Annotated in this window: 18 protein-coding genes; 8 read left to right on the forward strand and 10 right to left on the reverse strand. The window is 62.8% G+C overall.

The annotated features are described in order from the left end of the window. Nucleotides 1-4 precede the first annotated feature (4 nt). Nucleotides 5-1303: a T3SS (YopN, CesT) and YbjN peptide-binding chaperone 1 gene (locus tag RE4_RS22440; RefSeq protein WP_060939371.1), complete on the reverse strand. Its 1299-nt coding sequence runs from the start codon at nucleotides 1301-1303 to the stop codon at nucleotides 5-7. Between the two features lie 142 nt (nucleotides 1304-1445). Next, a complete protein-coding gene (locus RE4_RS22445) occupies nucleotides 1446-2504 on the reverse strand; it encodes an SDR family oxidoreductase (protein ID WP_019746109.1) in 1059 nt (352 codons plus the stop codon). A 91-nt stretch (nucleotides 2505-2595) separates the two neighbouring features. On the opposite strand from RE4_RS22445, the gene RE4_RS22450 reads away from it, so the two are divergent. Together RE4_RS22450 and RE4_RS22455 are read left to right on the forward strand one after the other, a co-directional pair. Then, entirely contained in the window at nucleotides 2596-2907 is a 312-nt protein-coding gene (locus RE4_RS22450) for an ArsR/SmtB family transcription factor (protein ID WP_007735219.1), read from the forward strand. A gap of 150 nt (nucleotides 2908-3057) precedes the next feature. Further along, nucleotides 3058-4449 carry an amidase gene (locus RE4_RS22455; protein ID WP_060939372.1) on the forward strand — a complete coding sequence of 464 codons (1392 nt, stop codon included), beginning with the start codon at nucleotides 3058-3060 and terminating at the stop codon, nucleotides 4447-4449. On the opposite strand, the gene RE4_RS22460 is transcribed toward RE4_RS22455, so the two are convergent. Further along, on the reverse strand, nucleotides 4441-5172 hold the full coding sequence (locus RE4_RS22460) for an oxygen-binding di-iron domain-containing protein (protein ID WP_020909757.1): 732 nt from the start codon (nucleotides 5170-5172) through the stop codon (nucleotides 4441-4443). The two genes, RE4_RS22455 and RE4_RS22460, sit on opposite strands and share 9 nt — an antisense overlap. Before the next feature lie 97 nt (nucleotides 5173-5269). Here RE4_RS22460 and RE4_RS22465 point away from each other — a divergent pair, with 97 nt between their 5' ends. After that, complete coding sequence (locus RE4_RS22465) at nucleotides 5270-5815, forward strand: ATP-binding protein (protein WP_238077125.1); 546 nt, start codon at nucleotides 5270-5272, stop codon at nucleotides 5813-5815. Here the strand turns inward: RE4_RS22465 and RE4_RS22470 are convergent. The 3 genes from RE4_RS22470 to RE4_RS22480 are packed head-to-tail and all read right to left on the reverse strand — an operon-like array spanning nucleotide 5783 to nucleotide 8329. After that, nucleotides 5783-6442: an enoyl-CoA hydratase-related protein gene (locus tag RE4_RS22470; protein ID WP_020909755.1), complete on the reverse strand. Its 660-nt coding sequence runs from the start codon at nucleotides 6440-6442 to the stop codon at nucleotides 5783-5785. The genes RE4_RS22465 and RE4_RS22470 overlap by 33 nt on opposite strands. Then, entirely contained in the window at nucleotides 6439-7098 is a 660-nt protein-coding gene (locus RE4_RS22475) for a TetR/AcrR family transcriptional regulator (RefSeq protein WP_021346115.1), read from the reverse strand. The genes RE4_RS22470 and RE4_RS22475 overlap by 4 nt, the downstream gene beginning before the upstream one ends. 43 nt (nucleotides 7099-7141) lie before the next feature. Beyond that, entirely contained in the window at nucleotides 7142-8329 is a 1188-nt protein-coding gene (locus RE4_RS22480) for a CaiB/BaiF CoA transferase family protein (RefSeq protein WP_020971408.1), read from the reverse strand. A 282-nt stretch (nucleotides 8330-8611) separates the two neighbouring features. Between RE4_RS22480 and RE4_RS22485 the strand changes: the two genes are divergently transcribed. From RE4_RS22485 to RE4_RS22495, 3 genes are all read left to right on the forward strand, one after another. Continuing rightward, nucleotides 8612-9727: an XdhC family protein gene (locus tag RE4_RS22485; protein ID WP_007735213.1), complete on the forward strand. Its 1116-nt coding sequence runs from the start codon at nucleotides 8612-8614 to the stop codon at nucleotides 9725-9727. Nucleotides 9728-9829: 102 nt separating this feature from the next. Further along, nucleotides 9830-11473 carry a PucR family transcriptional regulator gene (locus RE4_RS22490; RefSeq protein ID WP_019746100.1) on the forward strand — a complete coding sequence of 548 codons (1644 nt, stop codon included), beginning with the start codon at nucleotides 9830-9832 and terminating at the stop codon, nucleotides 11471-11473. 148 nt (nucleotides 11474-11621) lie between these two features. Beyond that, nucleotides 11622-13055: a uracil-xanthine permease family protein gene (locus RE4_RS22495; RefSeq protein WP_020971407.1), complete on the forward strand. Its 1434-nt coding sequence runs from the start codon at nucleotides 11622-11624 to the stop codon at nucleotides 13053-13055. A gap of 96 nt (nucleotides 13056-13151) precedes the next feature. On the opposite strand, the gene RE4_RS22500 is transcribed toward RE4_RS22495, so the two are convergent. The 4 genes from RE4_RS22500 to upp form a co-directional block, all read right to left on the reverse strand. After that, nucleotides 13152-14663: a carboxyl transferase domain-containing protein gene (locus RE4_RS22500; protein ID WP_020909751.1), complete on the reverse strand. Its 1512-nt coding sequence runs from the start codon at nucleotides 14661-14663 to the stop codon at nucleotides 13152-13154. Beyond that, entirely contained in the window at nucleotides 14660-15886 is a 1227-nt protein-coding gene (locus RE4_RS22505; protein ID WP_020909750.1) for a CaiB/BaiF CoA transferase family protein, read from the reverse strand. The genes RE4_RS22500 and RE4_RS22505 overlap by 4 nt, the downstream gene beginning before the upstream one ends. A gap of 289 nt (nucleotides 15887-16175) precedes the next feature. Beyond that, on the reverse strand, nucleotides 16176-17873 hold the full coding sequence (locus RE4_RS22510; RefSeq protein WP_003946020.1) for a PucR family transcriptional regulator: 1698 nt from the start codon (nucleotides 17871-17873) through the stop codon (nucleotides 16176-16178). A gap of 92 nt (nucleotides 17874-17965) precedes the next feature. Further along, complete coding sequence (gene upp, locus RE4_RS22515) at nucleotides 17966-18589, reverse strand: uracil phosphoribosyltransferase (protein ID WP_019746096.1); 624 nt, start codon at nucleotides 18587-18589, stop codon at nucleotides 17966-17968. 223 nt (nucleotides 18590-18812) lie between these two features. Here upp and bar point away from each other — a divergent pair, with 223 nt between their 5' ends. Beyond that, on the forward strand, nucleotides 18813-19922 hold the full coding sequence (gene bar, locus RE4_RS22520; protein WP_060939374.1) for a barbiturase: 1110 nt from the start codon (nucleotides 18813-18815) through the stop codon (nucleotides 19920-19922). Nucleotides 19923-20059: 137 nt separating this feature from the next. Then, nucleotides 20060-21538: an amidase gene (locus tag RE4_RS22525; RefSeq protein WP_060939403.1), complete on the forward strand. Its 1479-nt coding sequence runs from the start codon at nucleotides 20060-20062 to the stop codon at nucleotides 21536-21538. The last annotated feature ends 11 nt before the right edge of the window (nucleotides 21539-21549 follow it).

A 21549-nucleotide genomic window follows, 5' to 3' on the forward strand; every position in this document is an offset into this window, starting at 1 on the left:
GCTCTCAGGCCTGATCGTCGAAGAGGCCGAGCTGGGTCGGCGCTGCATCCTTGGCGGGAAGTACAACGACGCGCAGTCCGCGCCTGAGATTGCGGATCGCGTGCGTCCACGCGCGCTTCTCGCCCGCGCACAGGTCGGTGTCGTCGTCCTTGCGCCGGATGGACTCGGTCAACGCCTCGTGCCACGCCGTCTCCTGCTCCTGGCTGATCCTCAGGTAGTCGAGAATGGTGTCGCGGTCGTGCTCACAGATCACGGCAACCTCTTCGGCGCTGAGCTCGCCCGTTCCGTCGGCGTCGAGTTCGAGGAGCGCCATGAGTGCCGGAGGAAATTCGTGGCACTCGTGTGATTCGTATTCGGCACCGGGATCTTCGTGCTCGGAGGCCATCCCGTCGTTGAAGGCGGTGTCTCCGGTAGCGCGAATGGGTTGCCCGCCCAGTTCTTCGGCGAGTTCGTCCGATGCTTCGGCCAATTCGGCGAACGAGCGCAGAGCCCGGAGGAGGTGCTCGGCGACGAAGGGTGCGCCGTCCACCCGCACAACGCCCAGCACACTCTGCTCGACGAGAATGAGTTTGATGGTCGGCCACTGCCGATTGAGCTGGGCGAGAACAACAGCAGCGTTATCGAGGTTCTCCACCGAATGCACGACCCGCGAGAACACCTCCACGTACTCGTCGTCCTCGAGGACACGAACATAGGTGACCTGCTCACCGCGGACCAGCGGGATGTCGCCGTCGTCGTCACGTTTGGGCGGATGACCGAGAAGGCGTTCGACGGCTCCGTCGACCAGGATCCGCAGCATGTCACCCGAACCCGAGGGAGCGTGCGACGGCGTCGTGGCGAACGCCGGCGTCGACTCGCGTCCACTGGTGCTGGCACGTAGGAATGACGGGTGCGCAATGCTCCACATCTCGCGGAAGACACGCAACACCTTTGTCACCAGTTCCTCGGGACGAGTGCGGTCGACGTCGATGTAGAAGGACATGGACCCGTTGCCCTCGGGCTCGTGCTCGCACAGATCGGGAGCGCTGAACCCCATGTCGAGCAGCGCTGAATGGTCTTCCGGCTCGAGCATCCGCAGTGGATGCAGAAACCTGTTGGAAGGGACTTCACAGCGCACGGAGGTCTGGTTCCACGCGAAGAACTGGATGCGCGCGGGTGCGTCTGCCAGTTCGTCCATGCTGTCGTAATGCGACTCCACCACGAGAGTGTCGTCGTCCTCCATCACGGAGATGTAGCGAGCGAGATGAGTCTCGAAAGTAGTCCAGGCACTCAGGATTTCCAGATCGAAAGTATTGTCCGACATCGTCGCTCCTCTGGTCCGGGGGGCGCATGGGGCCCTACCGACGACTCGCCGAAACCCCTGCTTTTCAAACCCCGCCTACGACGGTAGTCCCGGGGTCCGACAGTGACAGTGTTCGTAGGATCCGAACCGACCGTGTTTCCAGTCAGGGGATTATCTTCCGAGCCTGCAGATTGGCGAAGATGTCGAGGAACATCGCTTCGGTGTCGACGTGGCGGTGAAATCCGAACCGCCGAGCTTTCGATCCGTCAGCGAAAAAGTCGTAGTCCCATCCGAATACGAAGTCACCGAACCCCCAGGACGAGACATCGGAATACGGGGTCCGAGCAAGTTGGTGTTCCTCGACGAGTTCATCCCACACCGACTCCTTGTCCGCCATCGCGACATCGAGGGACATCGGGAGCGGAGGTGCGACGTCCATGTCGAAGAAGGCTGCGATCTTCGGCCACATTTCCTGCCAGCGAAACAGGTCGCCGTTGTTGATGTTGAACGCCTGATTTGCGCACTCGGGATTGGTCGCGGCCCAGACTGTTGCCTCGGCCAGGAGTCCGGCGTCGGTCATCTCGATCAAGCTGGTGTACGCGCCGGGTTTGCCGGGAAACCGGAGTGGGACACCCAGTTTCTTCGAGATGGTCGCGTAGACGGCGATGACCATCGCGAGGTTCATCGGGTTGCCCAACGCGAATCCGGAGACGACCGAGGGTCTGATCGCCGACCACGTCCACGACTTGCCGAGCTGCCTGCGTTCGAGGAACTGCTGTTGGTCGACGTTGAACTCGGGTGGCATGTGCGGTGGATCGCTCTCGCGGGCCGGAGTTTTGAACGGTCCGAGATGCGCCCCGTAAACCTTGTAGCCCTGCATCAGGCTGACGTGCTCGAGTCCGCCGGCAACGGGTTCGATGGCGTCGAGAGTGTTGACCAGCATCGCCAAGTTGGGCGGAACCAGCTCGGCCCATGTCGGGCGGTCTTGATAGGCGGCGTAGAAGACGTGGGTGACGTCGTCCAGTCCGCTCAGTGCCGCTGCAGTCCGGGAAGGATCGAGCAGGTCGACTGCGATGTGTTCGACCCGGTCGGTGTTCGTGCCGCCTCGGCGCGAGAGTCCGATGATCTTCCATTCGCCGGTTGATTCGAGGTGATCGATCAAGTTCCCACCGATCACACCTCGGGCTCCGACCACGAGTGCGACTTTATTGTGATGCACCATTTCAGCCTCCCATTGGAATATCGCGATGTTGCGATATAGGGAGTGAACCATATATATCGGCATTTCGCGATCTAGCGGTATGATCTCGAGCATGGAAGACGCAACAACCGAGTGGGAAACGGCGTTCAAGGCGCTGGCCAACCCGATGCGTGTACAAATCCTGCAGTGGTTGAAAGACCCCGGGAGCTTTCCCCCTCAGCTCGAGCCTGCCGAGGAGGTCGGAGTGTGCCTCAAGCACATACAAGCGAGGGCGAAGGTGTCGCAATCGACTGCGTCTCAGTACATGGCCGCACTCCAGGCCGCGGATCTGGTCACCACCACACGAATCGGCCAGTGGAGGCATTACAAACGAAACGAGCAACAGATCGAGAAGCTTGCTGCATTCATCAGGCAGGGCTTGTAGGTACCAGCACCTGACCGATCCCTCCGGAACCGCGGACGTTGTGGCAAAACCTCACATCGCCGGAGCCGTCGGTATGTGCATTGTGGTCGTTTCTCGGGTTGCTTACTGTCCTTACGCTCGGCAGAGGAGTCCGGTGAGGAGAGGCATGCGATGAGTCGTGAGAGCTGGGTGGGCCGTGATGCCCGATCCATCGCCGAAGCCGTGCGGTCGGGTCAGGCGTCGGCGCGGACCGTCGTCGAAGATCATCTCGCACGGATCGACGAACGTAACGGCGAACTCAACGCACTGGTCACCGTGTGCGCCGAGGACGCGCGTGCGGCCGCAGACAGCCTGGACGAACGTCGCCTTCTCGGCGAGACACTCGGTCCCCTTGCCGGGGTTCCGTTCACGGTCAAGGACTTGATCGCTACTGCCGGCGTGCGTACCACCGCCGGTTCTCGCACTCTGGCGGACAACATACCGGCCGTCGACGCCCCGGCCGTTGCAGCGTTCAAGGCTGCCGGCGCAATCCTGATCGGCAAGACCAACACGCCGGAATTCGGCGCGTGCGGCCTGACTCGCAACGAATTGTTCGGAACCACGGCCAGCCCGGTGCGACCGGACGGCGTCGTCCGGTCCCCCGGCGGATCGAGTGGCGGCGAGTCCGCGTCGGTTGCTGCCGGAATGAGCGTGCTCGGACTCGGTACGGATTTTGGTGGTTCGGTGCGTTGGCCCGCCCACTGCACCGGGCTCACTTCGGTTCGCCCGACGCTCGGCCGTATCGACCCTGAAGGGCAATACCCCGGCGTGCTTTCGGATGGACGGGTACTCGCCAATCCTGCGACGATGCACGGCACGATCCAGACCATCGGCCCCCTGGCCCGCAACCTCGGTGATGCGACGCTTGCGCTGCGCGTCCTGTCGAAGCCGCATTTCTCGTGGACCGAGCCGGAGTCGGTCGACGTCGAACACCTCGACATCCGCTGGGCACCCGGCGAAGGGACCATGCCTGTCGACGAAGAAATCCTGGCGGCGGTTCGCTCGGCGTCGAACAGTCTGGATGCGAGCGAGTACGACGGTCTGGCTCTGCCGCGGGCCAACGCGCTTTTCGGCGCGTTGCGATCGGTCGAGACCCACGCGGACATCCACTCTCTCGCCGCAGGTTCAGCGCACTCTTTCGACGCGGACATCACCGCCATGCTTGCGGCAGGCCATGATCGGAGTTCCGCCGAGGTGGAAGCGCTGTGGGCGGATCGTGCGATGTTGATCGCCGACTTCCTCGACGAGATGGGCGACGTCCTGATTCTGCCGGTTGCGTCGGTGCTCGCTCCGCCGCTCGGTGTGGAGAGCTTCGAGGTGGGCGGTCGCAAACTCACGTGGATGGACGCGCTCGCGAGTTGCCGGGCGATCAGTGTGCTCGGCCTTCCGTCGGTCGTGGTTCCGGTAGGACTCTCCCGCAACGGTTTACCGGTCGGAGTGCAGGTGGTGGCGCGGCCGTTCCACGAGCACGTTGCGCTGTCCGTGGCGGCGCGAATCACGTCGAACGCGCAAGCTCTAGTCTGACTTCCATCTTTCGGTTTCGGCTGCGAAACGTGTTGCGTACGAGTCGGCCAGGTCGTGAAGCGTGGTGACGCAGTCGCCGTAGTACGTCGGTGCATGCATGGTAGCCAGAATCCGCGGCTCGAGGTCGGCCAGGGCGCGGATCGTGGGTTCGAGATCCGGGGTGAGGCAGGTGGCGTGGCCCAAGTCCTCGGCTTCCAAAGCGGGACCGACGATTTCGTGCTCGGTGGTCGCGGGGTGGTGCCCGAACGCTGTGAAGAGGTCTCCGCAGAACAGCGTGGACGTCGTCTCCTCGAACATCAGGCCCGCGTCCCAACCGTGCGGGACGTGCGGGGTGTCGATGTGCCGAACGCGGCGCCTGCCGGTTTCGAGTACATCGCCGTCCTGCAAGGGAAGTGGCGCCCGATCGGCCAGATCGTTGACCTGGACGAAGCACCCCATCGCGCCGTGCGCCACTTGTGCTTCGGGGGCCGCCGCAAGCCAGGAGTTCATAGACCCGCACTCGTCGGCCTCGACGTGACCGAACGTGATCCATTTCAGACGGTCGATGTCGATCAGCGTGGAGAGTGCGTCGGAAGCCGAGGTGAACAACGCTCGCTGCCCGGTGTGGAAGAGCAGGGGTTCCTCGCCGTCGACGAGAAACTGGTTCATCGTGAGGTTCGCTTCGTCCACGAAGGTCGACAGCCGGTAGATGTCCGGCGCGATTTCGGTGATCGTGGTGGTCATCGCTGTGCTCCGATCAGGGCTGTTGTGCACGTCAATCTGTCTTCTCCAGCCTTCTCGCCGCCCCGCGCCTGCACAAGGCTCTGGAATAGTGGAGGATGTGTTCGTACTACTGCTGACAGGCCCGCCGGGCGCGGGGAAGAGTTCCGTGCTGACCGCGCTTCACGATCGACTCGGCGAGGCCGGGGTGAGCAACGCGATGATCGAGGTGGACGAACTCGAGCGGTGCTACCCGCCGCTGGGAACCGAGCGGGCAATCGCACACGTCGGGATGTTGTGCGCGTCGTACCGGGAAGCGGGGTACGAACTCCTGTTCCTCACGGCGACCGTCGAAGACGACGACTACGGGCATGCCTTGCTGGCCGCGACCGGCGCCGAGGGGCACCTGCTGGCGCGCCTCGAGGCCGATCCGGATACGTTGCGCACCAGAATCGTCGAACGTGAACCGGCCGGCTGGGCCGGGCTGGACGACCTGGTGGAAGCGTCACAACTGCTGGCCGGTTCGATGCCGACGCTCAGTGGGGTCGACGTGGTTCTGAGCACAGAAGGCCGCGATCCCGAAAGTGTTGCCGATGATCTGGAAGCGGCTCTGCGAGAACGCAGTCCAGCGCTCTTAGCCGTCGGTGTTCAGAGCGGTGACTACTGAAGCGAACATCGTCGATTTGATTGCCCCAAGTGTGCCCGCATTCTTCGGGCCGATCGGCGCAACCATTTCGATGGCCTTCGCGGTCAAAGCATCGACGGAAGCTGTGAAGTCCACCAAACCGGCTGCGAATGCGTCACTTCCGCCGTATCGCCGCCCCGTGGTCATGGCGACGATTGCCGACGCCGGGCTGAGCTTGGCCTGGATGAGAGCTGCCATTCCTTCGGTGAAGGGGATGTTGATGTCCACCTCCGGGAAGCAGTAGTAGCCGCGATCATCGCGCATGACGCGGTAATCGTGCGCGATGCCGAGCATGGCGCCGGCTCCGAAGGCGTGGCCGTTGATCGCCGCGACGGTGGGCATGGGGAACGTCAGCATCCGGGCAAACAGTGACTGCACCTGCTGCACATACCACTTCGCCTTGTCGCCGTTCGCGCCCAGCCAGTCGAGGTCGAGTCCGTTGGAGTAGAACTTGCCCGTCGCCGTGGTGACCAGGGCGTGTGCGCCTTCGCTCAGAGCCTGGTCGAGTAGCTGGTCGACGGAATCGAGCCAATCCGGCGAGAATCGATTCTCGTCCTCGCCGAGATCGAGAACGGCGATCTTGTCTTCGAAGCGCAGAGTTGCGGTCATGATTGGCCTTTCCTGTTGCGGGGCTTGGGCAGTGGTGGGTCGAGATGCAGAACCGCTCGAACGGCGGCATCCAACCGCGCGCGTGCTGCGGCGTCGGGGACTCGCCAACCGTCGGCGCGTTTGGCGGGATGAATGAGCAGCCCGGTAGGCAGGCCGACAACACAGGCTTCGATTGCTTCGACGGCTCGGCCGTCCTTGCGGCCCCAGAGCGCGGTCGACAACCGGATGAACAAGTCGACCAGAGACCGGTCGAGTTGTGTGAGTTTCTCGGCGATGTCGGCAGGGACGTCGGTGCCGAGCAGTTCGTCGCGCTGAATCGTCAGCAGCAGCAACGCGGATTGTGGGTAGTCGAGCGCGAAGACGGCCGGAACTTCGGCGGCTGCGACGACGGCGGAAACCGCGGAGGTCGGCGCGGGGTCCGCGAGAGCGTCGTCCACTCTCGATTGCTGAAGCGCGAGAAATCGTTGCGCGGCACGCAGCCACGCGCTACCGACCAGTCCACTGCGAGAGCCGAATGCGTGATAGATCGCCCCGTTGGATACACCGGTGGCGTCGGAGACCGCCCTGACCGTGACAGCGCTCGGCCCGGCAGTGGCGGCAAGTTTTTCGGCAGCGTCGAGCAGCGTGTCGAGATCGTGGACGCGTGGCCGAGGCATGAACGCACAGTAACAGAGCGTCTGCTCTGTTACTAGTGTGCGGTCAGATCACCGAATTTGCGCGAAGATCCTCGATCTCCTCCGGGCGCAGGCCGAAGTCGGTGAGTACGCCGTCGGCGTCACCGCCGAGAGTCATGGGTGGCGCATTCCTGACGGGAAGGGTCTTGCCGTCCACCCAGAACGGTCCGCGGACAACGGGAATCGATGTTCCGTCGGCGCTCTGGGTCTGCTCGACCATCTGCAATGCCTCGACCTGCGGGTCGGAGAACACCTGATCGATCGAATGAATCGGGCCGCAGGGGATTCCGGCACCGCGGATCTCGGCGATCCACTGTGCGGCGCCCTTCGTGGTCAGTAGGTCCTCGAGTTCTTTGGTCAGTTGGTCTCGGTGCGCCAAACGTTCTTTACCCGTGGCATATTCGGCACGGAAGGCGAGATCGGGGTCGCCGATAACCGAGCACAGCGCGATCCAGTGCTTGTCCGAGCCGGTGGCAATGTTGATCGGGAAGTCGGCAGTGTCGAAAGCGCCGTACGGCGTGATCGTCGGGTGCGTATTGCCGTTCGGCGTCGACACCCGCCCGGTGCTCAGGTAGTCCTGCGCCTGGAAGGTCATGATCGAGATCGCGGATTCCAGCAACGAGGTCTGCACGCGGTGCCCACGACCGTCGCGTCCGCGCGAAGCCAACGCCGCCGTGATACCCAGCGCCGCGTAGATGCCCGAGACCGTGTCGATGATGGGGATACCGACCCGCATCGGGGTCTGTTCCCCGGCGCCGGTGACCGACATCAACCCGGACATGCCCTGGGCCACCTGATCGAGTCCGGGCGCGAACTGGTCCGGGCCCACCGGGCCGAAACCACTGATGCTCATCACGACGAGACCCGGATTCTCCTGCTCGAGCGAATCGGGATCGAGCCCCATGTCGGCCAGCACTCCCGGACGGAAGTTCTCGACCAGCACATCCGCGTCGAGGGCCAGGCTGCGAAGCAGTTTCCGCCCGCGGTCACTGCGCATGTCGATGGCGATCGACCTCTTGCCGCGGTTCACGGAAGCGAAGTAGAGGCTTCGATCGCCGTCGAACGGCGGCCACTGACGCGAACTGTCGCCGGAGCCACGGGTTTCGACCTTGACCACGTCGGCGCCGAAGTCCGAGAGCAGCGACGTGCACAGAGGGCCCGCGAGAGCGCGGGTGAGGTCGAGAACTTTGATACCGCTGAGCAATTGGTCCATGGGAGAAACCTCGGTTCTGTGGTGTGCAACGTCGCCCACTCGATCCGTCGCACCATCTGCGTGAATTACCGCTGCAGTGATCGTCGGAGAGGGGAAGAATGAAGGTCAGGCCTGCTTTCGGCTGGGCTCGGTGACAACACTGGTCGAGAGCGCACGGTGATGCGACGGCGACATTGCACAACTGCAGGGCCCGGATTTAGGCGCATTGTGTGACAGGCAGGATTGCGGTGGGCCGATACCGTGAACTCTCTACGGACGGCGATGCAAGCGGGAGGCGAGGCGATGCGCGACATTTCCACTCAGCTGGCGCAGTGGCACGCCCGCGGCGAGGATTTTGCACTGGCGACGGTTGTCCGTACCTGGCGATCCTCACCGCGCATGCCCGGTGCTTCGATGGCCGTCTCACGCTCCGGGGAGGTAGTCGGCAGCGTCTCGGGCGGGTGTATCGAGAGTGCACTGTACGAGATCGCCCAGGAGGTTCTCGCCGACGGCACCAGTCGCGTCGAGGTCTTCAGCGTCTCCGACGACGACGCCATCGGAGTAGGTCTGACCTGCGGCGGAACCATCGAAGTGTTCGTCCAGGCCGTCGGAGCCGATTTCGTCGAGTTCGGTCAGGTCTGTGAACGGATCGAAGCCGATACGCCCGTCGTCGTGGTCACCGAAGTGCGTCCGGGAGCGCCGGCGCGGCACCTCGTCGTCGAGCACGGCCGACGAAGCGGGGATCTGGATGCCACGGAGGACGAGGTCTCCATCCTGTTGCGCACGATGGACACCGGTGAGTCCGTAGCCTTTGTCGCGCCGGCGGGAACCCTCATCGATTCGCAGCACGACCTGCTGGTCGAGATCTTCGCGCCACTACCGCGGATGTACGTGTTCGGGGCCATCGACTTCGCGGCATCGATGTGTACGTTGGGCGCCTTTGCGGGTTACCGAGTGACCGTCGTGGACGCACGGCCGGTCTTCGCGACACGGGCGCGCTTTCCCGACGCCCACGATCTGGTCGTGATGTGGCCACACAAGTTCCTCGAAACCGCACCGATCGACAACAAAACCGTCCTGGCCGTGCTCACGCACGACGAGAAGTTCGACATCCCCTTGCTCGAGATCGCTCTGCGTTCGCCGGCTGCATACGTCGGCGCGATGGGAAGTCGTGCGACGCATGAGCGTCGGGTGGCGCTGTTGAAGGAGCGAGGCGTTACCGACGCCGAGTTGGGGCGTCTGCACTCACCGATCGGGTTGGATCTCGGCGCCAGGACGCCGGAGGAGACTGCAGTGTCGATCCTCGCCGAGATGACCAAGACCCTGCGCAATGCATCCGGTTTGGAACTGCGGGATCTGCAGGGGCCGATCCACCCGCCACCTCAGGAGAATCCGACCGCCCTGCATCGAACGGCCTGAGTCGACTGCGCTGAATTCGGACATCTTGTGTTCGGTGGGGATAGGATCGTTTCTTTCGTGAACCATCTTCCGTGATCCGAATGAAATCGAGGTGCCTGCCAAGTGGCAAACCCGGCCGTACCGGCATCCGAGGTGAATGCTGTTCTCTCCGAACTTCTTCGAACCCCGCTCCTTCCTGGTGTTCGAAAGGTCGCCGGCGGCTCCGAAGACCCGACGGTAGCCCGGGTGGGATTCATGGCGGTTCCGGACATCGGACCGTGGCTGCGACACGGACAGTTGCTGATCACCACGCCGGAAACCCTCGCCCGGGTCACCGAAACCTTCAAAGCATTTGTCGGACGGTTGTCGACGCGCGGAGTTGCAGCGCTCGCCGTCCAATTCGGAGCAGACGGGGACACTCTCGCGCCGGAACTGGTCGACGCGGCCGAAAGCGCCGGCTTCCCGCTCCTGGTTTTTCACGGTGCGTGCGATCACCCGGCGGCGAGAGACCGTGAGCAGACGGAGTCGGCCCAGATCGACGCCATGTTCGGGGCCGAGCGCTTGCGACGGCTGCTGGTCGACGTCGTGATGGGCGGCGGTGGCCTCCCACAATTGACCGAGGTCATCGCACGGGAGATGAAGGGCGCCGCCCTGATCACCACCTCGGACGGACGCGAGATCTGCCGCGCCGGGGATGCGGCGGAGCGCAAGCATCTGTCTGCCTGTCCCGCCGTCGATTCCACCGGTCGTCTGCGGACCGACACCGTCGAGGGCGGGTTGGGTCTGCACGAGTTCGACGGTCAATTCATCGCGGTGTCCGCGATTTCCGCCAATCACATCGATCACGGGCGTCTCGCGTTGTTCACCGGTGAGCGCGTGATGACGAGTTACGACCAGTACCTGGTCGAGCGAGCGGCGTCGGTGTGCGCGTTGGTCATCACCCGTGAGCAGGCCGTGGCGTCGGTGGAAGAACGCCATCGCGCCAACTTCGTTCACGATCTGCTCCTCGGCCGGGCCGGGGACCACGATCACGTTGTCTCCCACGCCAAGACGTTCGGTTGGGACTTCGATCGCCCGCTGGTGATCGTCTCGATCGAGCCGGACCCGATCGACGAACCGGCCTCTGCGGCGCCCGCTCGGCTGCCCGTCGTCGATCGCCAGGCGATGGCGTTCTCCGGGGCGATCGCCCACCGCGATCCCGGTGCGGCGGTGACCGCGCTGACGGGCGAGACGGTGATCGTCATGGGCGTCGGCACCGACACGATGGCATTGGTGCGGGACCTCGTCACGGTCGTTCGCGGTGAAGGTGGCGGCGGGAGAAGGCCGTTCAGTGTCGGGGTGTCCCGGCCGACAGCGGCGATCGACGCCGTCCCCGCGCTCTACAGTCAGGCGCGCACCGCACTGACCGTCGGACGCCGGATCTCCGGTCCGTGGACGGTGACTCAGTTCGACGATCTCGGTGTGTACAGACTGCTCAGTCTGGTCGAGGACGAAAACGAGCTGGAGACGTTCGCGCGGGAGACACTGCGGGAACTGACGGAGGAAACTGCCGAAGCGCAGGACATGCGCAAGACATTGGAAGTCTTGCTCGCGACCAACATCAACATCGCCGAGACAGCGCGCAAGCTCCACTTCCATTACAACACACTGCGTTACAGGGTCGTTAAGCTGGAGAAAATGCTTGGACCCTTCACGGCGCAACCCGAGCTACGGCTGGATCTGTCTCTAGCACTGAAGATAACCGCGATGCGCGGCATCAATCACTAATATTGCCAATCCGGGTCCGTGGGTTCTGGCAGATTGTCATCACGTCGATACCCCGGCGCTGTAATAGCGTTTCACTCCAGTCACGGTGTTTTGTGAGCTGGAGCACACTCAGCGTTCGGACACCTTCCTCTGCACGAAAGGTCCCATCATGCCGATTTGGACGTTGCACGGAGATGGAAAGAACATCAGACCGGGTGAAGTGGTCGCTCCCGGCGAGCGGCTCAGCTGGGGAAGAACCATCGGGCTGGGCAGCCAGCACGTGGTGTCGATGTTCGGCGCGACGTTCGTCTTCCCGATCATCATGGGGCTCAATCCTCAACTTGCCGTGATGATGTCGGGCTTTTGTACGCTCTTCTTCCTGCTGGTGGTCAAGGGACGCATTCCCAGCTACCTCGGTACGTCGGCGGCCTTTGTCGGCGGTATCGCCGCCATTCGTGCCCAAGGCGGAACGTCCGCAGAGGTGACCGGCGCGATCCTGGTGTCCGGACTGGTCCTGGCAGCCATCGGTATCGCGATCCACTTCCTCGGTGGCCGGGTCGTATTCAAGGTTCTTCCCCCGGTGGTGACCGGCGCAGTGGTGATGCTGATCGGATTCAACCTGGCACCCGTCGTCGCGGGGCTGTACTGGCCGCAGGACCAGTGGGTGGCTCTGATCGTCATGGTGGCCCTGATCGTCATGAGTATCGCGCTACGCGGCTTCATGGCGCGCATCGCCATCTTCCTGGCGCTGATCTTCGGCTACGTCCTCTCCTGGATCCTCGACCGGGTCTCGGGCACGATCACCTCGTACGACGCAGGCACTGGTCAGATCACCGAGCACTTCCGCGTCAACTGGGATTCGGTGCAGTCGGCGTCGTGGTTCGGCCTACCCCCGTTCTCGGACGAGGCCAACGGAATCGTCGGCATCCATGCCCCGTCGTTCAGCCTGACGTTCATCATCCTGGTTCTTCCCGGTGTCATCGCGTTGATCGCGGAGAATGCCGGCCACGTCAAGGCAGTCGCAGAGATGACCGGCGACGATCTCGACCCGTACATGGGACGCGCGCTCGCCGGTGACGGTTTCGCCACCGCTATCGCCAGCAGCGTCGGCGGTTCGCCCACCACGACGTACGCCGAGAACATCGGTGTCATGGCAGCGACCCGTGTGTACTCCACCGCCGCTTACGCAGTTGCCGGCATCGTCGCGATGATGCTCGGCTTCTCCCCCAAGTTCGGTGCCGTCATCTCGGCGACGCCCGGCGGTGTTCTCGGCGGAATCACCGTGGTGCTCTACGGCATGATCGGTCTGCTCGGCGCCAAGATCTGGAAGGAGAACGGCGTCGACTTCGGCAATCCCCTCAACCTCATGCCGATCGCGGCCGGCCTCATCATCGGTATCGGCGACACGGCTCTGAAGTTCAGTGACACGTTCTCGCTCAGCGGGATCGCGCTCGGCACCATCGTCGTGATCGGGATGTACCACCTGTGCCAGTTCATCGGTTCGAAGAACCCGGAGCTGAATGCGAAGAATCCGGAACCGAACAAACCGGATTCGAAGGCTCCCGGCGGCGAACGGGAAGAACCCGCCCCGCAGCTCACGTGACACTTGGCTGAGTGTGCTCGATTGTCGAAGGCCGGACATCCTCCTTGGAGGATGTCCGGCCTTTCGCGGTGTGTGCGTGTTCTGTGTACTGATCGATCAGACGGCAGTGCTGGCTTCGACCAGGCCGATACGGTCGATGCGTTCGGTGCGGGTGATGAGCCGTTCAGTCGCATCGGTAGCACTGAGCACGCTCAGCTCGTAGTGCAGTACCGCTCCGACGCGAGTGCAGAAGGCGGCGGATTCGTCCGCGGCATCGGGAAATTCGGGGATGACCCGATCGACGATGCCGCCCGTGAGCAGATCGAAGGACCGTATCCCTTGACCGGCCGCCATCTCCGGAGCGTGCGTGATGTCGTGGAACATGATCGCGCTCGCCCCCTCGGGAGGTAAGGGCGAGAGCCAACCGTGGCGGGCCGCCAGCACTCGATCGGCCGGAATCAGTGCCAGGGCGCCGCCGCCGGTGCCCTGCCCGAGCAGGAGGGAAATGGTGGGGACCTCGAGTGAAATCATGTCGGCTATGCACCGAGCGATCTCGCCGGCCAATCCACCTTCTTCGGCTTCCTTCGACAGTGCCGCGCCTGCCGTGTCGATGATCGTCACCAACGGCAGGTCGAGCTCTGCGGCAAGCCGCATCCCTCGCCGAGCTTCCCGCAGAGCGCCGGGGCCGAGTGGGGAGTGAGCAGTCTGCCCGCGTCGGTCCTGTCCGAGAAGGACGCAGGGCATGTCGCCGAAGCGAACGAGCGCGAGCATGATGCCGGGATCGTTCTCGCCTTGGCCGGTTCCGTTGAGCGGGAGCATGTCCGAGGCGGAATTGAGCAACACTTCCCGGATCCCCGGTCGGTCTTCGCGTCGGGATGCGACGACGGATTCCCACGCCGACGTATCGGGTGGGCAATCGTACGAGCACGGGTCACTCGGCAACGAGTACCCACGACGTCTCGAGGTGATGATGCGCAATGCGCGGTCGACGATTTCGGCGAGCTGGTCTGGCGGCCTCACCGCATCGATGAGTCCGTGCTCGTGAAGGTTCTCCGCTGTCTGGACACCGACGGGGAAAGGTGAGTTGTACAAAGCCTCGAACACCCGGGGGCCGAGGAATCCCACGAGGGCTCCTGGCTCCGCGATCGTCACGTGACCGAGTGACCCCCAGGACGCGAATACGCCTCCGGTGGTGGGGTTTCGGAGGTAGACGATGTAGGGCAGGTGCGCTTCTTTGTGCTTGATGAGCGCCGCGGTGATCTTGACCATCTGCAGAAATGCCGTTGTCCCCTCCTGCATACGCGTTCCTCCGGAGGTGGGAAGCGCAAGAAGGGGCAGCTGCTCTTGCGTCGCTCGACGGATGGCGACGACGAGGCGTTCGCCCGCCGCCACGCCGATCGATCCGCCGAGAAAACCGAACTCGCAGACGATGATTGCCACACGGCGGCCTCGGACGGAGGCGCTTCCGGTCAGGACGGACTCGTCGAGCCCGGTCTTCTCCTGCGCCCGCAGAAGTGCTTCGGCGTAATCGGAGTCGGTCGCGACGGGGATCGGAGGGGTATCCCACGACTCCCAGGTGCCGGCATCGATCACCAGGTCGAGCAAGTCGCGAGCCGTCAGGCGGTTCATCGGGTGAATCCTTGTAGCCACGACATGACTTCGTCAGTGTCTTCACCGAGCACCGGCGGTGCCGTGTGCCGGGTCTCCGTCACCTCGGTTCCGTCCGGATCGAAAAATCGAAGCGGCGGACCGGGCAGAGTGATGTTGCCGAGCGTGCTGTGGTCGACGTCGACGAGCAATCCCTGTGATCGGGTCTGTTCCCATTCGTACACTTCGGAGATCGTCCGAACCCGTCCTGCCGGTATTCCGATGCGGTCGAGTTCGGTCAGAAGCTCGTCACGCGAATACGGTTTGAAGGTACGTTCGATCAATTCGACGACCTGGAAATGATTCTCGACGCGTTCGGCGTTTGTTGCCATACCGGGGGCGTCGGGATCGAGTTCGAACCCTTCGCAGAATCTTCTCCACAGGCTTTCGCTGCCGACCGAGATCTGTACTGCGCCATCGCCGGTACGAAAGAGTCCGTACGGTGCGATGGAGGGATGGTGGTTGCCTTGCGCTGTGCCTACCTCGCCGGCGACGGTCCACTTCGTTCCTTGAAACGCGTGAACACCGACCACGCTGGCCAAGAGCGACGTTCGAACGACACGGCCTCTCCCCGTCTGTTCGCGTTCCTTCAAAGCCGCGACGACACCGAACGCCCCGTACATTCCGGCGAGAAGATCGGCGATCGGAACTCCGACTCGTTGAACGTCGTCCGGGCTCGAGCCGGTCAGCGACATGAGTCCGGCTTCCCCCTGGGCGATCTGGTCGTAACCGGCGCGGCCACCTTCCGGGCCGTCGTGGCCGAAACCGCTGATGGACAGGACGATCAGTCGAGGATTGAGTTCGGCCAGCCGCTCGGTGGAGAATCCGAGTCGATCGAGAACTCCGGTGCGGAAGTTCTCCATGAGAACGTCGGCGCGGCAGACAAGATCTTCGAGGGTTGCGCGCCCGCTGTCGGATTTGAGGTCGAGCGTGATCGACTTCTTGTTCCGGTTCGTGGACAGGAAATACGTCGATTCCCGTTGCGTGTTCGGTGGTTCCAGCGGTGGCTCCACAAAAGGCGGCCCCCACCCACGGGTGTCGTCGCCACCGTGAGGTGATTCGACCTTGATCACGTCGGCACCCAGATCGCCGAGCATCATTGCCGCGTGAGGACCCGCGAGTGCGCGCGTGAGGTCGACGACAATCACGTCGTGTAGCGGACCACTACGAGCACTTGTGTTGTGAGGCTTCGAAGTCGAGTTCATGTCGCACCGCCGTGTTCTGGTGTAATTGGCTGAGCCAGTTGGTGGTTGAGGCCTCCGTAGTTCGGTCGACTCCGGTCCGCTGGACCGAGAAATCGGCCAGGGCCACTGAAGGAGGTATGTGCGGCCCGTCTTTCGAACCGTAAGCGCGCACCGGTCAACGGCACATGGGTAACCTTGCCGATGACGGGTATCAGTGGTGGGTAAGAAGTGACGAACGCTCAACGCACGGCGCGATTGCGGTTGTATCGAACCGTAATTGGGGCGTTCTGTCAGCCTATTGGGTGCATCTTCATGACATTTCGTGCATCTTCATGACCTGCAGGGCGAGTGAGACGTTCAATCGAAGGACGGGGTCGTCGGTGAACGATCCGACGACGCTCTCCAGCTTTCCGATTCTGTATCGCAAAGTGTTGTAGTGCATATGCAGTGCCCGGGACGCCTCGGCAACATTGCAATTGCAGTCGAGCAACGTCTGGAGTGTCAGACGCAAATCTGCGGCTTCGGCGTTGTCCGCCGACAGGGACTTCAGAACGTCATCGGTGAACGAACGCAGTTCGCTCTTGTCCGTCTGGAGCGAGAGGAGTCGGTGTACGCCGAGTTCGTCGAAGTGCGCGATCTGGCCCGGCCCGTTGATACGTCGGCCGACGACCACGGCCGTACAGGCTTGGTCGTAGGCAGCAGGTAGATCGGCCAGGGAGTAGATCACCCGGCTCACTCCCGTGCTGAAGGAGCGGCGGCCGCTGGTGCGATCTCCGGCAACCTTGCGCACCAACCCTTCGATGTCCCGAACCGCACGGTCGGTGCTGGTGGGGAAAAGCGTGACCACCTCGTGTCGAAACCCGACGGAGGGTGCCGTCCGCTCGTGGGTGCGTACCACTTGTTGCCAGCCGTCGCTGAGTCGATCTTGGTCCGTGCGCGTGGAATTCGCGTGCTGGGATTCCGGGTGATCGACGTCGAGTTCTGCAACCACTACGGCAAGTGGACGAGTGACATCCCACCCCAACTGGGTGAAGTGCGCGCTCACTTCCGCCGGCGAGCCGGCTTCACCTATCAGTGCGTCGCGGAGGAAGTCGCCGCGGAATTTGGATTCCACTGCCGCAACTGCCAGCTGCTTGGTGACGGCCAGCGCAGCAACGGTGGCCGCTCGCTCCAGCGCTTGGACGACAACTGCGCCGAGTTCGTGGGTGCCGGCGTACGCGACCATTCGGCCGTGGTCGGTGCCGCCGGCCACCACCCGGGTGAGCGCCAACTGACCAGGAAATCCTTTGGGCGCGTTCTGTAAACCGACAGCGACCCGTTCGGTCAGGAACCGACCGGTGCTTTCGAACAACGGAAGCGCGTTCAGCGCGGCTGAATCTCCGGCCTCCGTCAACACTCTTCCGTCCGGCGAGCAGATGAGAACGCTGACGTCGAAAAGCGCGGCGAATTCCGCGGCAATCTGGGGTAGATCGCCACCTTCCAAGACGATCGACGTCAACGAGCGGTGAAGACGATCGGCAATGTCGAGTGCCGCAGACTGCTTCGCCACCAACTTGGTGAAGACCTCCGAGATCACCTCGTCGAATCCTGCGGTGACGGGAAGAACCAACAACGGCAGCCCTCGCTGCTCTGCCATGTGCAGCATGGCTTCCGGCAGTTCGTCGAGATAGCGGCCCGTTTTAACGGCAAGTGCCGCGACTCCTCGGCGTGCGAGACCGTCGACGAGGTCGCTGAGATCTGTATCGTCGAGAAGCTCTCCGGTTCGCCCGTAACGCAGCGGGAACCCGGTTGTCACCAACAGTTCGTTCGGCTTCACCCAAGCGAGGATGTCCGGTACTTCCATCACGTTCACCGATTGAACGAGGTGGCGCAAGCCCCCGTGCCCGGCAAGGACTTCGGCTCCACGCAGACTGGGCAGCTCGAGGACATCCCGAACCGTCAGTCTGTAGTCGCCACCTTCTGGCAAATGTTGAAGCTCTTCGCTCGAATATTTGGCAGATCTATCCATGTCGCGAGACTACGCTCGATCACGCGACGAACATTGTCAACAGTTGACGAAAATAGCCTCTCGAAATGAGTGGTTCTCCGTATGTCTGCCAACTACCGTGGTCCGAATTGGCGATCGCCCGCGTCTCCGAGTCCAGGTACCAGGAAAGCATTTTCGTTCAGGCCGTCGTCGATGCTCGCAGTGAGGAGCCTGACTGGATGTCCGGAGTTCCTCAGTGCTTCGATCCCCTCCGGAGCCACGACGACACATATTGCAGTCACATCGGTGGCTCCGCGTGCAATGAGCAGATCGATTGTGCGGATGATGGATCCACCGGTCGCCAACATCGGATCGAGGACGTAGACGGGGGTGCCCGACAGATCAGCGGGAAGGGACTCCAGATACGGAACCGGTTGGTGTGTCTTCTCGTCTCGTGCCATTCCCACGAAACCGACGCCTGCCTGCGGAATAAGGGCACTCGCCTGCTCGACCATGCCGAGGCCCGCTCGCAAGACCGGTACCAGGAGCGGTGGATTTGCCAGCCGCACTCCCAGCGTCGGAGCAACTGGCGTCTCGATGTCGAACTGTTCCACTTCTGCGCCGCGCATGGCCTCGTAGACCAACATATGGGTCAGTCTGCGCAAGGCGGACCGGAAAGTTGCGTTGTCGCTGCGAGCGTCGCGCATGGTCGTGAGCAGCGATGCCGCCAGCGGATGGTCGACAACAGTGGTGTCCATGGTCGAATCGTAAGTGAGAACCGATGGGGCGGCGCACAACCGGTGAATTGGAGTCGAAATAACCAATCGCGGTTTTCGTTTGGGCAACTATTGACGATGCCGAAGGGTTCGAGTCGTCATAGCGTAGTCGGCATGGCAGTTCCGAACCGCTCGGCTGGGCTGGGCGCCAGGAGCTGTCAAGGCCCAATTTTGCCTCCACGATTCCCTATACAAGGAGATGCCAATGCCCGAAGCAATCGAGGTCCGTAAGGTTCCGCTACACAGCGTCTCCGACGCCAGTGAGCTCGCCAAGCTGATCGACGACGGTGTCCTCGAGGCCGACCGCGTCATTGCAGTCATCGGCAAAACCGAGGGTAACGGCGGCGTCAACGACTACACGCGCATCATCGCGGACCGAGCGTTTCGAGAGGTTCTCTCCGCCAAGGGTAATCGCAGCCCCGAAGAGGTGGCCGAGGTACCGATCGTCTGGTCAGGCGGCACGGACGGTGTGATCAGCCCGCACGCGACGATCTTCGCGACGGTACCGGCAGACAAGGTCACCAAGACCGACGAGCCGCGACTGACCGTGGGTGTCGCCATGAGTGAGCAGTTGCTGCCCGAGGACATCGGTCGTACCGCGATGATCACCAAAGTGGCTGCGGCAGTGAAAGATGCGATGACCGATGCCGGCATCACCGATCCCGCCGACGTGCACTACGTACAGACCAAGACTCCGTTGCTGACAATCCACACCATCCGTGACGCCAAGAGTCGCGGCAAGACCGTGTGGACCGAACAGACTCATGAGTCGATGGACCTGTCCAACGGCGGTACGGCGCTCGGAATCGCGGTTGCACTCGGCGAAATCGACATGCCGACCGACGAGGATGTCATGCACAGCCGCGAGCTCTTCTCCTCTGTTGCATCCTGCTCGTCCGGCGTCGAGTTGGACCGTGCTCAGATCGTTGTCGTCGGTAACGCACGTGGCGTCGGCGGACGCTACCGGATCGGCCACAGCGTGATGAAGGATCCGCTCGACCAGGACGGCATCTGGGCGGCGATCCGTGACGCCGGACTCGAACTTCCGGAGCGGCCGCACTCGAGCGACCTGGACGGTCAACTCGTCAACGTGTTCTTGAAGTGCGAGGCCAGCCAGGACGGAACGGTCCGCGGCCGTCGTAATGCGATGCTCGACGACTCCGATGTGCACTGGCACCGCCAGATCAAGTCGTGCGTAGGTGGAGTCACGGCAGCTGTCACCGGTGATCCGGCAGTGTTCGTCTCGGTCTCGGCAGCGCATCAGGGCCCCGAGGGCGGCGGCCCTGTCGCCGCCATCGTCGATCTCGGTCAGTAGCCGGTAAGAACCTCGCTGGAAACTTCGACAGTCGCGCGCCGCCACCGGTAATTCGTCCTCGAATCAGTTGCCGGTGGCGGCGAATCCGACCGAGATTCTGCCGGCGCAACCCACTTCACTGCTTGAAAGGATTCACGATGGTTCATGCTGCTGACCCTGTCGACGAGAGCGTTTCCGGTGCGCCCGAGAATCGCGAGCTCGTCATGGCCGATGCGGTCACGCTCAGTGGTCTGATACGCAGGCGTGAAGTGTCGTGTGTCGAGGTGATGGACAGCTACCTCGACCAGATCGAAGTTCATAACCCGGCGGTGAACGCGATCGTCGCATTGCGGGATCGGGAAGCATTGACGGCGGAGGCGCGCGAGCGTGATTCGCAGTTGGCGAGTGGGCAGTATCTCGGTTGGATGCACGGGTTTCCGCATGCGGTGAAGGATCTTTCGGCAGCCAAGGGTCTGCCGTTCACGTCCGGGTCGCCGATGTTCGCGGATCGAATCGCCGAAGAGGACGACCTGTTCGTCAAGCGGATCAAGTCTGCCGGTGCCATCGTGATCGGCAAGACGAACACACCGGAGTTCGGGCTCGGATCCCAGACGTACAACCCGGTGTGGGGTACGACGGTGTCGCCGTACGACAATTCGCGCACTGCCGGCGGTAGCAGCGGAGGCGCCGCAGCGTCGTTGGCGCTTCGCATGCTGCCGGTGGCTGATGGAAGTGATTACATGGGTTCGCTCCGAAACCCGTCGGCGTTCAACAACGTCGTGGGGTTTCGACCTTCCTGGGGTCGGATACCGGAGACGGGATTCATCGCTCAGGGCGCTGTTGTGGGTCCGATGGGCCGAACCGTCACCGACGTGGCTCACCTTCTCTCTACGATGGCGGGGCCGGATGCCTATGCACCGTTGGGGATTCGTGAGAATCCCGCTGTGTTCACCGAAAGCCTCGCACGGGATCTGAAGGGCTCTCGGATCGCATGGGTCGGTGACTGGAACGGTTACCTGGCAACCGAACCTGGAGTTCTCGAGTTGTGCGAATCCTCGTTCGAGGTCTTCGAACAGTTGGGGTGCCGCGTCGAGGCAGCACTTCCCGACTTCAAACCCGAGGACATCTGGCAACTGTTCCTGCGATGGCGTTGGTGGGCGCAGCTCGGTTTGATCGATCAGTACAACGATCCGAGCTTGCGTGAGTTGATGAAGCCCGAACTGTTGTGGGAACTCGGGCATGCGGTCACCCTCTCGGCACTCGACGTGACCAAGGCTGCGGAGGCCCGCAACGGCTGGCTGTCGGCCATTACCAAGATGTTCGAAACCTACGACTACATTCTCGCGCCGAGTGCTCAGGTGTTTCCTTTCGACAAGAACACTCACTGGCCCGAGAACGTCGACGGGCGGTCGATGGACACGTATCACCGGTGGATGGAGACGGTTGTTCCCTGGACGATGGCCGGGGTTCCGGTTGCGGGGATGCCGGTCGGCTTCGACGATCGTTCGCTTCCCATGGGTATCCAGATCATCGGTCGGCACGGAGCCGACTTGGACGTACTCCAACTCGCCTACGCATTCGAGCAGGCAACCCAGTGGGTCGAGCGGGTTCTTCCTCCCGCACTCCGCGTGAACTGACCTAATCTATT

It is taken from the genome of Rhodococcus erythropolis NBRC 15567 (genome assembly GCF_001552595.1).
Taxonomy (GTDB): Bacteria; Actinomycetota; Actinomycetes; order Mycobacteriales; family Mycobacteriaceae; genus Rhodococcus_F; species Rhodococcus_F erythropolis.

Bases quoted from the DNA above. Each gene is read 5' to 3' on its own strand.
- RE4_RS22445 (WP_019746109.1), bottom strand. From the start codon at position 2,504: ATGGTGCATCACAATAAAGTCGCACTCGTGGTCGGAGCCCGAGGTGTG.
- RE4_RS22510 (WP_003946020.1), bottom strand. From the start codon at position 17,873: ATGGATAGATCTGCCAAATATTCGAGCGAAGAGCTTCAACATTTGCCA.
- RE4_RS22440 (WP_060939371.1), bottom strand. From the start codon at position 1,303: ATGTCGGACAATACTTTCGATCTGGAAATCCTGAGTGCCTGGACTACT.
- RE4_RS22450 (WP_007735219.1), top strand. From the start codon at position 2,596: ATGGAAGACGCAACAACCGAGTGGGAAACGGCGTTCAAGGCGCTGGCC.
- RE4_RS22505 (WP_020909750.1), bottom strand. From the start codon at position 15,886: ATGAACTCGACTTCGAAGCCTCACAACACAAGTGCTCGTAGTGGTCCG.
- RE4_RS22495 (WP_020971407.1), top strand. From the start codon at position 11,622: ATGCCGATTTGGACGTTGCACGGAGATGGAAAGAACATCAGACCGGGT.
- upp (WP_019746096.1), bottom strand. From the start codon at position 18,589: ATGGACACCACTGTTGTCGACCATCCGCTGGCGGCATCGCTGCTCACG.
- bar (WP_060939374.1), top strand. From the start codon at position 18,813: ATGCCCGAAGCAATCGAGGTCCGTAAGGTTCCGCTACACAGCGTCTCC.
- RE4_RS22460 (WP_020909757.1), bottom strand. From the start codon at position 5,172: ATGACCACCACGATCACCGAAATCGCGCCGGACATCTACCGGCTGTCG.
- RE4_RS22480 (WP_020971408.1), bottom strand. From the start codon at position 8,329: ATGGACCAATTGCTCAGCGGTATCAAAGTTCTCGACCTCACCCGCGCT.
- RE4_RS22525 (WP_060939403.1), top strand. From the start codon at position 20,060: ATGGTTCATGCTGCTGACCCTGTCGACGAGAGCGTTTCCGGTGCGCCC.
- RE4_RS22475 (WP_021346115.1), bottom strand. From the start codon at position 7,098: ATGCCTCGGCCACGCGTCCACGATCTCGACACGCTGCTCGACGCTGCC.
- RE4_RS22485 (WP_007735213.1), top strand. From the start codon at position 8,612: ATGCGCGACATTTCCACTCAGCTGGCGCAGTGGCACGCCCGCGGCGAG.
- RE4_RS22455 (WP_060939372.1), top strand. From the start codon at position 3,058: ATGAGTCGTGAGAGCTGGGTGGGCCGTGATGCCCGATCCATCGCCGAA.
- RE4_RS22470 (WP_020909755.1), bottom strand. From the start codon at position 6,442: ATGACCGCAACTCTGCGCTTCGAAGACAAGATCGCCGTTCTCGATCTC.
- RE4_RS22500 (WP_020909751.1), bottom strand. From the start codon at position 14,663: ATGAACCGCCTGACGGCTCGCGACTTGCTCGACCTGGTGATCGATGCC.